Raw genomic sequence first — 13,815 nt, 5'->3', positions numbered from 1 at the left:
AAAACCGCTGCGCACTTTTGCTGGAATTGCTCTAGGCGGCCTTCAGCGTGGCCACCGTCTCAAGGGCCGCCTTGGTTGCGGCTTCACGCGGCTCGGCACCGAGCGCCAGGCCTTCGGCCACGATGACCTCAGGATTGGTGACGCCGATGAAGGCGAGAACCGACCGGAGGTAGGTCTCGGCATGTTCGAAGGGCTGCGACGGCGTGCCCGGACCGTACAGGCCGCCACGCGCGATCGTCAGGATGACGCGCTTATCCCCCGCCAGACCTTCCGGGCCTGCTTCGGTGTAGCGAAACGTCTTGCCGACCACGCAGATGCGGTCCACCCAGCTTTTCAGCTGGCTCGAAATCGAGAAGTTGTAGAGTGCCACGCCGATGACGACGATATCGGCCGCAAGGAACGCTTCCAGCACCTTGCCGCCGAGCGCTAGATCTTCCTGAAGCGCCTGATCGTGCTGCACATCGTCGCTCTGGCCGGCGAGATAGCGGCCGGTGAGGTGGGCGATCGGCTCGGCGACGAGATCGTGATAGGTGACCTCGATCGCGGGGTTGTCCGCCGTGATCCGTTCGACGGCAGCCTTGGACAGCGCGCGGCTGACGGAGTGGTCGCCGAGAATGCTGGAGTCGAGGTGAAGGAGTTTCATGTATCTATCCTTTGGTGCACCATGTGCAGGTCATTCGAATAAGGTCTGCATGGAAAGCCAAAGCCCCGCTTCGTCACCGATTACGTGACGTATGGGAGTTACTTTTCCATACCGAGGCACTATGAATGACGTGGATGCGCATGCGCAAGGAGGCACATTCTTGACACCTGCAAATACGGACATGACGCTGGAGACGCTGCACGAGACCCATGACTGCCGTCTGGCCAGCGCCCTCCTCTCCCGGATCGGCGACAAATGGTCGATGCTGGTGGTGATGTTGCTGACGCCGGGGCCGAAGCGGTTCAACGCGCTGAAGCGCGCGCTCGGCAGCATTTCCCAGCGCATGCTGACGCTGACGCTGCGCAACCTGGAGCGGGACGGGCTGGTGACACGAACGATCTACCCGACCATTCCGCCGAAGGTGGAATATGCGCTGACCGATCTCGGGCAGTCGCTGCGCGAACCCGTGCAGACGCTCGGCAACTGGGCGTTCGAGCATCAGGAAACGATCGACCAGGCGCGCCTGGCCTACGACCAGCGAAATGCCTGAGAGATTTGGGGCTTCGAGGACGCCCGGCATTGGCCGGACATCCGTCTGTCGATAGCGCGCGCTCGAAATCAGCGCGGCAAAACGCTGGAGCCCATCAGGGCCTCGTCGATCGCGCGTGCTGCCTGACGGCCTTCGCGGATCGCCCAGACGACGAGCGACTGGCCACGGCGCACGTCACCGGCAGCCCAGACCTTGTCGACCGATGTCCGGTAGTCCTTGTCGTCGGCGATGACATTGCTGGAACCGCGACGGTCGGTGTTGATGGCGAGCGCATCGCCAAGCTCTTCCAGAACGCCCGCCTTCAGCGGACCGCTGAAGCCGATGGCGATGAAGGCGAGGTCGGCCTTGATGACGAACTCCGTGCCGGGAACCGGCTTGCGGCGATCGTCGACCTGACAGCACTTCACACCCGTCAACACACCATCTTCGCCGACGAATTCCAGCGTTGCCACCTGAAACTCGCGCACGGCGCCTTCGGCCTGCGAGGAGGAGGTCCGCATCTTCGTCGCCCAGAACGGCCACACGGCGAGCTTGTCTTCCTTCTCCGGCGGCTGCGGGCGGATGTCGAGCTGGGTCACCTTGACGGCACCCTGACGGAAGGCGGTGCCGACACAGTCCGACGCCGTGTCGCCGCCGCCGACGACGACGATATGCTTGCCGCCGGCAAGGATCGGATCCGACGGCCAGCCGACGCTGTCGATATTTTCGCGGCCGACGCGGCGGTTCTGCTGGACGAGATAGGGCATGGCATCGTGCACGCCGGCGAAATCGCCGCCGGGAAGGCCGGCATCGCGCGGCGTCTCGGAGCCGCCGCAATAGAGCACCGCGTCATGCTCCTCGCGCAGGCTCTCCACCGTGCGGTCCACGCCAACATTGACGCCGTAATGGAAGGTGACGCCTTCGCCGGTCATCTGTTCGACGCGGCGGTCGATGAAGTTCTTCTCCATCTTGAAGTCGGGAATGCCGTAGCGCAACAGGCCGCCGGCCTTGGTCTCGCGCTCGTAGACATGCACCGCATGGCCGGCGCGTGCCAGCTGCTGGGCCGCCGCCATGCCGGCAGGACCCGAACCGATGATGCCGATCGACTTGCCGGTCTTCGTCACCGCCGGCTTCGGCACGATGTAGCCCATCTCATAGGCCTTGTCGGCGATCGCCTGCTCGATGGTCTTGATGGTGACCGGGGCGTCCTCAAGGTTCAGCGTGCAGGCCTCCTCGCAAGGCGCGGGGCAGATGCGGCCGGTGAACTCCGGGAAGTTGTTGGTCGAATGCAGGTTGCGGATCGCCTCTTCCCAGTTGCCGCTGTAGACGAGGTCGTTCCAGTCGGGGATCTGGTTGTGCACCGGGCAGCCGGTCGGGCCGTGGCAGAAGGGGATGCCGCAATCCATGCAGCGCGCCGCCTGCTTCTGCACTTCCGGTTCCGACATCGGGATCGTGAATTCCCGGAAATGGCGGATACGATCGGAGGCCGGCTGATACTTTGCCAGCTGCCGGTCGATTTCCATGAAACCTGTAACCTTGCCCATGACGTAACCCTCAATCGTCGCCGTGGAAGCGCTGATGCCACCCGCTCCGCGTCCACCCGTTTCTGTTCCTGACTGCCGGAGATCCGGCAGGCTTTTCATCGCATTGTCGCCAGATAGGGCGAACACTCAATCGAATTTCATGACCAAGAGATGTTTCATGGCCGTCACCTGAAGAACCGGTCCGCCAGCCCCTCGATGAAGGCCTGGCCCGGAAGCCGTTTTCGCTGGGTCGGCAGCGCGGCGATCAGCGGCGCATCGAAGGCGCTTCCGCGCGCGCCCTTGCCCATCATGGCGAGCGGCAGCGGGAAGCTGTCGATCAACGGCTTGTCGTCGAAGACCTTCAGCGTCCACACCCGGTCGATAGCGTCGATCACGGCCTGCCAGTTCGTCTTGACCTGCCGCGGCTGGTACCAGATGTCGAGGTCCGACAGACCGAGACCGCGATAGAGATCGACGAAGCGCAGGTCGATGACGCCGCTCTCGTCGGAGAGATCGATGCGTCCGAGCCCGGTGCTGCGCGACCGTGGCGAGAAATAGAGGCAGGGAATGCCGTAGGATTCGGCAAAGACCATGCCGTGCAGGCTGGTCGAAACGATCCGCTTGCAGGACAGGATTTCATCCAGCCGTTCGCGCAGCGCAGCAATCGTCGTCGGCGTGACCGTGTTGATCAGCTTGACGGAACCCGCCTCCGACGGCGCTACATGATGGCGGCCTTCGGTATCCTTCGGCCGGGCGTCGAAGGTGCGCTCGGACAGTTCCGCCAGATGCAGGATGACGCCGAGTTCATGCGTCTTCTTGACGGGCGCATCGTGAAAATGCGGCAGCAGCCAGAGCGGATCGCCATAGACGGCAGGCCCGTCACTGCCGAGTACGCGGCGGCTGAACGGCCCCCGCGTCGCATGGAAGGTGAAGCGCGTATCGACTGGCCGGGTATAGGGGATCTTCTCGTCGGAATGCTGGCCGGGATTGAGGTTCGGCGACGTGCCCGTTCCCCAGACATGCACATGCCCGCCCGCCATCATGTGGCCGATGGTGCCGACGGCGGCAAGACGGGTCTTGCGGCTCTTGCTCGGCGCATGCGTCACCGGCAGTCCCGACATCATCGAAACGATCACCGGCGACAGGGCATCGCCGAGATTGAGATAATCCTCGCCGACCGGCGGCGTCACCCAGGAGACCGGGATGGCAGCCTTCGACGCGACGATGTCGAGAAGGTCACTGGACACGTTACACCATGTTCATTCTTGCGCGGGTCGGAATGCGCATATTTCGGGTTTTCGCGAGAACGCCCGAGCCGGATCGGGCGCGCCCATATCGGCTCCTGGCAAGACCCGCAGGAGAGGCCGGATCGGCGCGCTGTCCGTCCGCTGAAGGATCGGGCAAGACGCGTCGCCGGAGGGTCGAACCGGGGCCGCGACCAGCGCCGCCCCGGGCGAGACCGCCGATTACTCGGCAGCCTCCGCCATTTTCATCCGCTCCATGTCCTCGAGCGCACGACGGTACTCGACCGGCATGACCTTGCGGAACTTCGGCCGGAAGTCCGCCCAGTTGTCGAGGATCTCCTTGGCGCGGGGCGAACCCGTGTAGTGGAGATGGTTGGAGATGAGCTGTACCAGCCGCTCCTCGTCATGGCGCGTCATGTCGCCGGAGACGTCCACCATGCCCTTGTGCATGAGGTCGCCGCCGTGATGATGCAGCTTCTCCAGCATGTCGTCTTCCTCCGGCACCGGCTGCAGCTCGACCATGGCCATGTTGCAGCGCTGCGGGAAGTCGGCGCTCTCGTCCAGCACATAGGCGACGCCGCCCGACATGCCGGCCGCGAAGTTGCGGCCCGTCTCGCCGAGCACGACCACCACGCCGCCCGTCATGTATTCGCAGCCATGGTCGCCCACACCCTCGACCACCGCGATGGCGCCCGAGTTGCGCACGGCGAAGCGTTCGCCGGCCACGCCGTTGAAGTAGCACTCGCCCGAGATCGCGCCGTAGAGCACGGTGTTGCCGACGATGATCGACTCCGCCGCCTTGATCTTCGACGCCTCGGAGGGACGCACGACGATGCGGCCGCCGGACAGGCCCTTGCCGACATAGTCGTTGCCGTCGCCAATCAGATCGAACGTAATGCCGCGTGCGAGGAACGCGCCGAACGACTGGCCTGCCGTGCCGCGCAGCGTCACGAAGATCGTGTCGTCCTTCAGCCCCTTGTGGCGCCAGCGCTTGGCCAGTTCGCCCGACAGCATCGCGCCGGCCGACCGGTCGACGTTCTTGATCGTCGCCTCGATCTTCACCGGGATCTTGGATTCCAGCGCCGGCATCGCTTCCGCGATCAGCCTGCGGTCGAGAATGTCGTGGATCGGGTGGTTCTGCTTCTCCGTCCAGTAGGTCGCGGCCTTCGGCGCATCGACCTTGTAGAAGATGTTGGAGAAATCGAGCCCGTTCGCCTTCCAGTGCGAAATCAGCGTGTCCTTCTCCAGCAGTTCCGAAGCGCCGATGATGTCGTCGAACTTCGACACGCCGAGCGAGGCGAGAATTTCGCGCACCTCTTCTGCAACGAAGAAGAAGTAGTTGACCACATGCTCGGGCGCGCCCTTGAAGCGCTTGCGCAGGACGGGGTCCTGCGTCGCCACGCCCACCGGACAGGTGTTCAGGTGGCACTTGCGCATCATGATGCAGCCGGCCGCAATCAGCGGCGCGGTGGAGAAGCCGAACTCGTCGGCCCCCAGAAGCGCGCCGATGATGACGTCGCGGCCGGTCTTCAGGCCGCCATCCACCTGCAGGGCGATGCGCGAGCGCAGGCCGTTGAGCACCAGCGTCTGGTGCGTCTCGGCAAGGCCGATTTCCCATGGGGAACCGGCATGCTTGAGCGAGGTCAGCGGCGATGCACCCGTGCCGCCGTCATAGCCGGAGACCGTGATATGGTCGGCGCGCGCCTTGGCGACGCCGGCGGCAACGGTGCCGACGCCGACTTCCGAGACGAGCTTGACCGAAACGTTGGCTTCGGGATTGACGTTCTTCAGGTCGTAGATCAGCTGCGCCAGATCTTCGATCGAGTAGATGTCGTGGTGCGGCGGCGGCGAGATGAGGCCGACGCCGGGCGTGGAATGCCGGGTCTTGGCAACGGTCGCGTCCACCTTGTGGCCGGGCAGCTGCCCGCCCTCGCCGGGCTTGGCACCCTGCGCCACCTTGATCTGCAGCATGTCGGCATTGACCAGATATTCCGTCGTCACGCCGAAGCGGCCGGAGGCCACCTGCTTGATGGCCGACCGTTCCGGGTTGGCCGAGCCGTCATGGAGCGGGAAATACCGATCGCTCTCCTCGCCGCCTTCGCCGGTGTTCGACTTGCCGCCGATCCGGTTCATGGCGATGGCGAGCGTCGTGTGCGCCTCACGCGAGATGGAGCCGAACGACATGGCACCGGTCGAGAAGCGCTTGACGATCTCGGTCGCCGGTTCGACCTCGTCGATTGAGATCGGCGTGCGGCCGAGACCCTCCGCACCCTTGATGGTGAAGAGGCCGCGAATGGTGTTCATGCGCAACGCGTCGCCGTTCACCATGTCGGCGAACTCGCGGTAGCGGTCCTGCGCATTGCCGCGCACGGCATGCTGAAGCGAAGCGATCGAGTCCGGCGACCAGGCATGGCCTTCGCCGCGCATGCGGTAAGCATATTCGCCGCCGACATCGAGCGTGTTGGTCAGCACCGGATCGGGACCGAAGGCCGCCTGGTGACGGTTGAAGGTCTCCTCGGCGATCTCCTTGAGGCCGATGCCTTCGATCTGCGTTGCCGTGCCGAAGAAGTAGCGCTCGATCAGCTCGCTCGAGAGACCGACCGCATCGAAGATCTGCCCGCCGCAATAGGACTGGTAGGTCGAGATGCCCATCTTGGACATGACCTTGAGGATGCCCTTCCCCACGGCCTTGATGTAGCGATAGACGATCTCGCTGCCGTCGACTTCCTTCGGGAACTCGCCGCGCTTGTGCATGTCCGTCAGCGTGTCGAAGGCGAGATAGGGGTTGATGGCCTCGGCACCGTAGCCGGCGAGAAGCGCAAAATGATGGATCTCGCGCGGCTCGCCCGATTCTACGACGAGGCCGACCGAGGTGCGAAGCCCCTTGCGGATCAGGTGGTGGTGCACGGCAGCGGTCGCGAGCAGCGCAGGAATGGCGAGGCGGTCCGGACCGACCTGACGATCGGAGAGCACGATGATGTTGTAGCCGCCCTTGACGGCGGCTTCCGCACGCTCGCACAGCCGGTCGAGGATTTCCGGCATACCTTCGGCGCCGCGCGCGACGTCATAGGTGAAGTCGAGCGTCTTGGTGTCGAACCGGTCTTCCGTGTGGCCGATGGAGCGGATCTTTTCGAGATCGCCATTGGTCAGGATCGGCTGGCGCACTTCCAGCCGCTTGGCGTGGGATGCCCCGACATGGTCGAGAATGTTCGGCCGCGGCCCGATGAACGAGACGAGGCTCATCACCAGCTCTTCGCGGATCGGGTCGATCGGCGGGTTGGTCACCTGCGCGAAGTTCTGCTTGAAATAGGTGTAGAGCAGCTTCGACTTCGACGACATCGCCGAGATCGGCGTGTCCGTGCCCATCGAGCCGATCGCCTCCTGACCCGTCGTCGCCATCGGCGACATCAGGATCTTGGTGTCTTCGAGCGTGTAGCCGAAGGCCTGCTGGCGATCGAGCAGCGACACGTCGCGGCGCAGCGCGCGCGGCTCCACCGGCTTCAGCTCCTCGAGAATCAGCTGCGTGTTGTCGAGCCACTTGCGATAGGGGTGCTGGCCGGCGAGCGAGGACTTCACCTCCTCGTCGGAGATGATGCGGCCTTCTTCCATGTCGATCAGCAGCATCTTGCCCGGCTGCAGGCGCCACTTCTTGACGATGCTCTCTTCCGGCACCGGCAGCGTGCCGGCTTCGGAGGCGAGGATGACGCGGTCGTCATCGGTGACGAGGTAGCGGGCCGGACGCAGGCCGTTGCGGTCGAGCGTCGCGCCGATCTGCCGGCCGTCGGTGAAACAGACCGCGGCCGGTCCGTCCCACGGCTCCATCAGGGCGGCATGGTACTCGTAGAATGCCTTGCGCTCAGGCCCCATCAGCTGGTTGCCGGCCCAGGCCTCGGGGATCAGCATCATCACCGCATGCGACAGCGAATAGCCGCCCTGCACCAGGAATTCGAGCGCGTTGTCGAAGCAGGCGGTGTCCGACTGGCCCTCATAGGAGATCGGCCACAGCTTGGAGATGTCGGCACCGAAGAGCGGCGAGGACACGGACGCCTGACGCGCCGCCATCCAGTTGACGTTGGAGCGCAGCGTGTTGATTTCGCCGTTATGGGCGACCATGCGGTAGGGGTGCGCGAGCTTCCAGGACGGGAAGGTGTTTGTGGAGAAACGCTGGTGCACGAGCGCGACCGCGCTCTCGAACCGCGGATCTTCCAGATCCTTGAAATAGGCCGCAACCTGATAGGCGAGGAACATGCCCTTGTAGATGATCGTCTTCGTCGACAGCGATACGGGATAGAAGCCGGTTTCCGCACCCTTGTAGGCGTCGTAAATCCGGTTCGAGATGACCTTGCGCAGCGTGAAGAGACGACGCTCGAACTCGGCATTCGTCGCGGCATCGCGGCCGGCGCCAATGAACACCTGCACGTGACGCGGCTCTGTGGCGGCGATGTGCGGCGCCTTCGACAGCGAAGCGTTATCGACCGGGACATCGCGGAAGCCGAGCAGCGACTGCCCCTCTTCAGCAACGACATCGGCGATGACCTGCTTGAAATGCGTAACCTGCGCTTCGTCCTGCGGCATGAACAGATAGCCGACAGCATAATCGCCCGCCTTCGGCAGGGTCACGCCCTGGGCTGCCATTTCCTCACGGAAGAAGCGGTCCGGGATCTGCACCAGAATGCCGGCGCCGTCGCCCATCAGCGGATCGGCACCCACAGCACCGCGATGCGTCAGGTTTTCGAGGATGAACAGGCCGTCGCGCACGATCTGGTGCGACTTGACGCCCTTCATATGCGCGACGAAGCCGACGCCGCAGGCATCGTGCTCGTTGCGCGGATCGTAGAGACCCTGCTTTGCCGGCAGGCCGCTCTTGTAAGTGTTTTCCGGGAAGGCTTTCGGGAACACGGCCGTCGTCGTCGCGGTGGCCTGGGCCTCTACGCGATGGGATGCGGCGTCATGTGATGGCGTGATCTGCGTCATCGTCTTCCCTCCAGTTGCGGCCCTTCTCTCTCGGGCCTGCCGTCGTCGGGGCGCACTCGCGGCTTCAACCGCGTTGTGACGCCCGGTCTATCGTTGCATGATCCTGTGCCGCTCGCAAACGAAGCTTGGCGGTGCCGGGTCAGATGATCCGCGACCATTCGACAGGGAACACCGGCATCGAGCCAACCGCATGGGTGAGCCGATCGCTCGCCGCATGAGACGGTGTTTCCCTGTTCAGGCCCCGCGCCGCTTGGATGTGCGCTTCGGGCCATTCGGTCTTCAGACCGAAATAGGACAGCAAGCCTGTCCTATTTCACAGGCTCTATGCCAGAAAGCTCCGGTGACTGCAAGGGAGACCGCTTAAATAATCGGCGTCATCGATCCGAAAATGTCGGCTTTTCCAAGGTTGACGAAAGAATGTTGCGCGGAATGGCCCTAGCCTTTCCTTTGGTTTCAAACTGGTCTGCAATTGTCCTGATCATTCTCGTCTGGATTGGATTGCCGACGCCGGGTGATTATGGTCGTGTGAAGGTTCGGCGCGCCTCTGCGCTGTAGGATCTGCCCTCTTCTCTCGACCATCGGAAGCCCCCATGATCTTCTCCTCCGACAACTGGGCCGGCGCCCATCCTCTCATTGCGGAAAGCCTGGTGAAGGCGGCCCCGGGCTTTGCCCCCGCCTATGGCACGAGCCCGCTCGACCGCAGGGTCGAGGCGATGCTGGCGGAGGTCTTCGAGCGGGAAGTCGCCGTGTTCTTCGTCGGCACCGGGACGGCGGCCAACGCGCTGGCCTTTGCCAGCGTCACTCGCCCCGGCGGCCACGTGTTCTGCCACCGCGAGGCGCATGTGAACTCCGATGAATGCGGCGCGCCCGAATTCTTCTCGCTCGGCGCGCGCATGGCACCGGTCGATGGCGCCTTCGGCAAGATGGAGCCGGAGCGGCTGGAAGCCGAGATCAAGCGCTTTCCGCCCGGCTTCGTCCATGCGGGCCAGCCGATGGCCGTGACGCTGACGCAGGCGACGGAGGCCGGCACGGTCTACACCCTCGACGAGATTTCCACGATTTCCGCGATTGCGCAACGCTATAACCTGCCACTGCACATGGACGGCGCGCGCTTTGCCAATGCGCTGGTCGCGCTGGATGCGACACCGGCGGAAATGACCTGGAAGCGCGGCGTCGATATCCTCTCCTTCGGCGGCACCAAGAACGGCTGCTGGTGCGCCGAAGCGCTGATCCTGTTCGATCCCGCAAAGACAGGCGATATGCCCTATTTGCGCAAGCGTTCGGCCCAGCTCTTCTCCAAGACCCGCTTCGTTTCGGCCCAGCTCGAAGCCTATCTCGACAACAACCTCTGGCTCGACCTTGCGCGACACGCCAATGCCATGGCCAAACGCCTGGCCGACGGCATCGCCGACAGCAACAGCGCCCGCCTCGCCTGGCCCTCGAATGCCAACGAGCTCTTTGTGATCCTGAAGACCGCCAATGCCGAGGCGCTGAAGGAAAAGGGCGCGCTGTTCTACGACTGGCCCGTGCCGCATGCGCTGGCCGGCACGCTCGGCACCGACGAGGGGCTGTATCGCCTGGTCACCAGCTTTGCCACCGAGCCGGCCGACGTCGATGCCTTCCTCGACGGCTGCCGCAGCGCTTGAGAGCAACAACGAAAAACGGCGCCCCTCTCGGGACGCCGTCTCTTCTATCAGGCGATCAGCTGTGGATCAGTTGACGCTAGCTTCCACCTGGTTCGCCTCGATCTGCTTCGACGCGCTCTGTGCGGCCGAAATCTCGATGCGGCGCGGCTTGGCAGCTTCCGGGATCTCGCGCAGGAGATCGATGTGCAGCAGGCCGTTCTTCAGGGAAGCGGAGCGGATTTCCATATATTCGGCGAGCTGGAAGCGGCGCTCGAAGGCGCGCTTGGCAATGCCGCGATACAGGAACTGGTTTTCAGCCGTCTGCTCCTCGCTCTTCTCGCCCTTGACCGTCAGCGTGTGTTCCCGCGCTTCGATCGAAAGCTCGCTTTCGTCGAAACCGGCAACTGCCATGGTGATCCGGTAAGTGTTATCGCCGGTCCGCTCGATATTATAGGGCGGATAGCTCTGCGACTGGTCGGGCTGGCCGAGGCTGTCGAGCATGGTGAACAGCCGGTCGAAGCCGACGGTGGAGCGGTAAAGCGGAGAAAAATCAACGTGACGCATGGTGTCCTCACTATTCGAGCAACGTGTTGCGGTTCTCTGGCCCGTCATCCCGTAAGCGGCGATGGCGAGGCCGGTGGCCGGGCCCTCTTCGGCGCCCGTGACCATGAGATGGGAATGACGATTTCGACCGTCAAGAGGCGTTCCAGAGACAAAATCGCAGGCATCGGAATTTTCTCTGTCCCCCGCCATCAAGCCAAGCCCTTGATTTCGCATGATGGCGTAACCATACGAGCGTGCCGAAGCTGACATAAACCGGGGATGAACGGCCGGTTCCGTTTCGGTTCACCTGAGCTGCGCTAGAACGGGGTCATCGGAACAGGAGCAAGACAGCAGCCGGATCGTCCCTGAAAGGTTGCATTCCCCGTTGCGCCCCTGTTTCGCCCTTCCGGGCCGGAAGCGGTTCCCCGCCGCTCCGGCCCCTTTTTATGGTCGGACGCAGCGGAGAACAGACGACAATCCTTTGACCGCCCATCTCGCTCGCCCTATTCCTTGACGTCCGGCCGCGTCGTCTGTCGTTCACCCGCCCGAAAGGCTGCAGGTCTAGGATGACGCTTCACGGCACGGCCGCACGACGCCGAGACCGCCGATCGGGAACCCCAGATGCAGACACGCTCCGCTCCGCAAAGACATGACACCGGCAACCCTGGGAACGCTGTCGCCGCGATAGCGACCAGATCCGGAGACGTGCCGCGCGCGGAAGATGAAACGCTTCTGAAGCCGCGCCTGTTTCCAACGCCGGATAACCCGCTGCCGCCTGCTGCCGCCGATCCGCGCCGGCACACCGTCGGCTTCTTTACCGGCGCCGGCGGGCGACGCCTACGATACGCCGTCTTCCGCAGCGGCGACACAGCAGCCAAGGGCACCGTCGTTCTCCTCCACGGTCGCAATGAATCGATCGAGAAATATTTCGAGATGATCGGCGATCTGCTCGCCCGCGGCCTCTGGGTGGCGACGTTCGACTGGCGCGGACAGGCGGGATCCGAGCGCCTGCTGAAGCAGCTGCGCCGCGGCCATGTGCGTCGCTTTTCGGACTACGAAGAGGACCTGTCGATCTTCCTCGAAAAGATCGTGCTGCCGGATACGCGCCTGCCATTCTTCCTCGTGGCCCACTCCATGGGCGCGCTGGTGGCGCTGGCACAGGCCCCGCGGCTGGCAACGCGAATCGACCGCATGGTGCTGAATGCACCGTTTGTGGCGCTCGGCAACCAGCGCATGAGCCATGGCAAGATCGGCCTGCTCTCGGCCGCCTTCAGCCTGTTCGGCCTCGGCGCCCTGGCCTTGTCGAAGGAGCAGCCCATGCTCTTTCCGCAGAACCTCGTTTCCTCGGACCCCGTGCGCTACGCCCGCAACGCCGAGATTGCACAGGCGCATCCCGAACTGGCGCTAGGACCCCCGAGCGCGCGCTGGCTGCATGAAACCTTTCGCGCCATCCGCCGCGTCACGCGCCGCGAGCACCTGACGCGCATTACGGTGCCGACGCTGCTGCTCGCCCCTACGCGCGACCGTCTGGTGCCCTATGCCGCCATCGAGGCGCTGGCCCGCAACTTCCGCGCCGCCACGCTCATCCCCATCGACGGCGCCCGCCACGAGGTCTTCCAAGAGGACGACCGCTATCGTGCGCAGGCGATCGCCGCGCTTGACGCCTTCATCCCCGGCAGCACGGGCCCCGACGTCACGGAAAGCCTGAGCGGCGGCGATATGCTCGTGCTCTGAGCCTCAGCCCCGGAGGATCGCCAGAGCCTCGGCGTGGAGCGCCGCACTTCCCGCCGCGATCACCTCGCCACCCATTTCCGCCCGCCCGCCGTTCCAGTCGGTGACGATGCCGCCGGCCTGCTCGATCAGCGGAATGAGCCCGCCGACATCGTAGGGCTTCAGGCCTGCTTCGATGACGAGATCGATATGCCCGGCCGCCAGCAGTGCGAAGGCGTAGCAGTCGCAGCCGTAGCGGGCGAGCCGCACCTTGTCCTGCACCGCCTCGAATTTCGTCTTGATGTCACCGTGATAGAGCGTGGGCGAGGTCGTGAACATGGTGGCTTCCGACAACGACGCACAGTCGCGCGTGGCCAGCGTCCGCTCGCCCTCCGGCCCCCGGTAATGCGTGACGCCATCGGCTGCAAAGAAGCGCTCGCCGGTGAAAGGCTGGTCCATCAGCCCCATCACGGCCCGACCCTTGTGGTAGAGACCGATCAGCGTGCCCCAGACCGGCAGGCCGGAGATAAAGGCGCGCGTGCCGTCAATCGGATCGATGACCCAGACGTAATCGCGATCCGCACCCACCGTGCCGTATTCCTCGCCAAGGATGCCATGCTCCGGAAAGGCGTCCTCGATCAGCGCCCGGATCGCCCGCTCCGCCGCCTGGTCGCCTTCCGTCACAGGATCGAACCCGCTCTCCAGCTTGTTGGAAACGCCGATTCCCATGCGAAACCGCGGCAACGTCTCCGCCTTGGCTGCATCCGCAAGGCGATCAAAGAACGGGCGGTCCGGCAACATGGCACTCTCCTGGAGATGGGCGTGAAGATCGACCTGAAGCCGACCAGAGGATGCTTAGACGAATTTTTTCAAAAGAAAATGCAGAACAAGATTTCAGCAGTTTTCAGGCGATCCGCACAAGACATATGCACATTCGCACGCCATGTCGAAATTTCCGATCATTAATTGGGCAAATTCAGAAATTCTTTTGCGAAAGCTGAGGCTTAGCCCGCCGTCGATTCGT

The 13,815-nt window shown here is 63.9% G+C and carries 10 protein-coding genes; 3 read left to right on the top strand and 7 right to left on the bottom strand.

From position 1 onward, the window contains the following. Positions 1 to 31: 31 nt before the first annotated feature. A complete protein-coding gene (locus C8J33_RS20970; RefSeq protein WP_132665244.1) occupies positions 32 to 643 on the bottom strand; it encodes an FMN-dependent NADH-azoreductase in 612 nt (203 codons plus the stop codon). 181 nt (positions 644 to 824) lie between these two features. On the opposite strand from C8J33_RS20970, the gene C8J33_RS20965 reads away from it, so the two are divergent. Then, a complete protein-coding gene (locus tag C8J33_RS20965; protein ID WP_110736087.1) occupies positions 825 to 1,193 on the top strand; it encodes a winged helix-turn-helix transcriptional regulator in 369 nt (122 codons plus the stop codon). A 68-nt stretch (positions 1,194 to 1,261) separates the two neighbouring features. Here the strand turns inward: C8J33_RS20965 and C8J33_RS20960 are convergent, their stop codons facing one another. The 4 genes from C8J33_RS20960 to C8J33_RS27120 form a co-directional block, all read right to left on the bottom strand. Then, on the bottom strand, positions 1,262 to 2,716 hold the full coding sequence (locus C8J33_RS20960; protein ID WP_110800943.1) for a glutamate synthase subunit beta: 1,455 nt from the start codon (positions 2,714 to 2,716) through the stop codon (positions 1,262 to 1,264). A gap of 164 nt (positions 2,717 to 2,880) precedes the next feature. Next, positions 2,881 to 3,942 carry a polysaccharide pyruvyl transferase family protein gene (locus tag C8J33_RS20955; RefSeq protein WP_132665243.1) on the bottom strand — a complete coding sequence of 354 codons (1,062 nt, stop codon included), beginning with the start codon at positions 3,940 to 3,942 and terminating at the stop codon, positions 2,881 to 2,883. Between the two features lie 219 nt (positions 3,943 to 4,161). Further along, positions 4,162 to 8,913, bottom strand: a complete 4,752-nt coding sequence (gltB, locus tag C8J33_RS20950) for a glutamate synthase large subunit (protein WP_245420080.1) — start codon at positions 8,911 to 8,913, stop codon at positions 4,162 to 4,164. Positions 8,914 to 9,052: 139 nt separating this feature from the next. Beyond that, positions 9,053 to 9,214: a hypothetical protein gene (locus C8J33_RS27120; protein ID WP_165929853.1), complete on the bottom strand. Its 162-nt coding sequence runs from the start codon at positions 9,212 to 9,214 to the stop codon at positions 9,053 to 9,055. Positions 9,215 to 9,503: 289 nt separating this feature from the next. Between C8J33_RS27120 and C8J33_RS20945 the strand changes: the two genes are divergently transcribed. Then, positions 9,504 to 10,559: a threonine aldolase family protein gene (locus tag C8J33_RS20945; RefSeq protein ID WP_132665242.1), complete on the top strand. Its 1,056-nt coding sequence runs from the start codon at positions 9,504 to 9,506 to the stop codon at positions 10,557 to 10,559. A 66-nt stretch (positions 10,560 to 10,625) separates the two neighbouring features. Here C8J33_RS20945 and C8J33_RS20940 read toward each other — a convergent pair whose 3' ends face one another. Then, positions 10,626 to 11,102 (bottom strand): Hsp20 family protein, encoded by a 477-nt coding sequence (locus C8J33_RS20940; protein WP_132665241.1) that lies wholly within the window; start codon positions 11,100 to 11,102, stop codon positions 10,626 to 10,628. 711 nt (positions 11,103 to 11,813) lie between these two features. On the opposite strand from C8J33_RS20940, the gene C8J33_RS20935 reads away from it, so the two are divergent. Continuing rightward, positions 11,814 to 12,815 (top strand): alpha/beta fold hydrolase, encoded by a 1,002-nt coding sequence (locus tag C8J33_RS20935; protein ID WP_422038797.1) that lies wholly within the window; start codon positions 11,814 to 11,816, stop codon positions 12,813 to 12,815. Between the two features lie 3 nt (positions 12,816 to 12,818). Here the strand turns inward: C8J33_RS20935 and hisN are convergent, their stop codons facing one another. Beyond that, positions 12,819 to 13,592: a histidinol-phosphatase gene (gene hisN / locus C8J33_RS20930; RefSeq protein ID WP_132665239.1), complete on the bottom strand. Its 774-nt coding sequence runs from the start codon at positions 13,590 to 13,592 to the stop codon at positions 12,819 to 12,821. Between the last annotated feature and the right edge of the window lie 223 nt (positions 13,593 to 13,815).

This window comes from Rhizobium sp. PP-CC-3G-465 (assembly GCF_004343445.1).
GTDB lineage: Bacteria > Pseudomonadota > Alphaproteobacteria > Rhizobiales > Rhizobiaceae > Ferranicluibacter > Ferranicluibacter rubi.
Note: the sequence above shows the minus strand (reverse complement) of the source record. Positions and strands in the feature narration are given on the sequence as shown.

Coding starts and splice junctions, on each gene's coding strand:
- C8J33_RS20970 (WP_132665244.1), bottom strand. CDS start 643: ATGAAACTCCTTCACCTCGACTCCAGCATTCTCGGCGACCACTCCGTC.
- C8J33_RS20965 (WP_110736087.1), top strand. CDS start 825: ATGACGCTGGAGACGCTGCACGAGACCCATGACTGCCGTCTGGCCAGC.
- C8J33_RS20960 (WP_110800943.1), bottom strand. CDS start 2,716: ATGGGCAAGGTTACAGGTTTCATGGAAATCGACCGGCAGCTGGCAAAG.
- gltB (WP_245420080.1), bottom strand. CDS start 8,913: ATGACGCAGATCACGCCATCACATGACGCCGCATCCCATCGCGTAGAG.
- C8J33_RS20945 (WP_132665242.1), top strand. CDS start 9,504: ATGATCTTCTCCTCCGACAACTGGGCCGGCGCCCATCCTCTCATTGCG.
- C8J33_RS20940 (WP_132665241.1), bottom strand. CDS start 11,102: ATGCGTCACGTTGATTTTTCTCCGCTTTACCGCTCCACCGTCGGCTTC.
- hisN (WP_132665239.1), bottom strand. CDS start 13,592: ATGTTGCCGGACCGCCCGTTCTTTGATCGCCTTGCGGATGCAGCCAAG.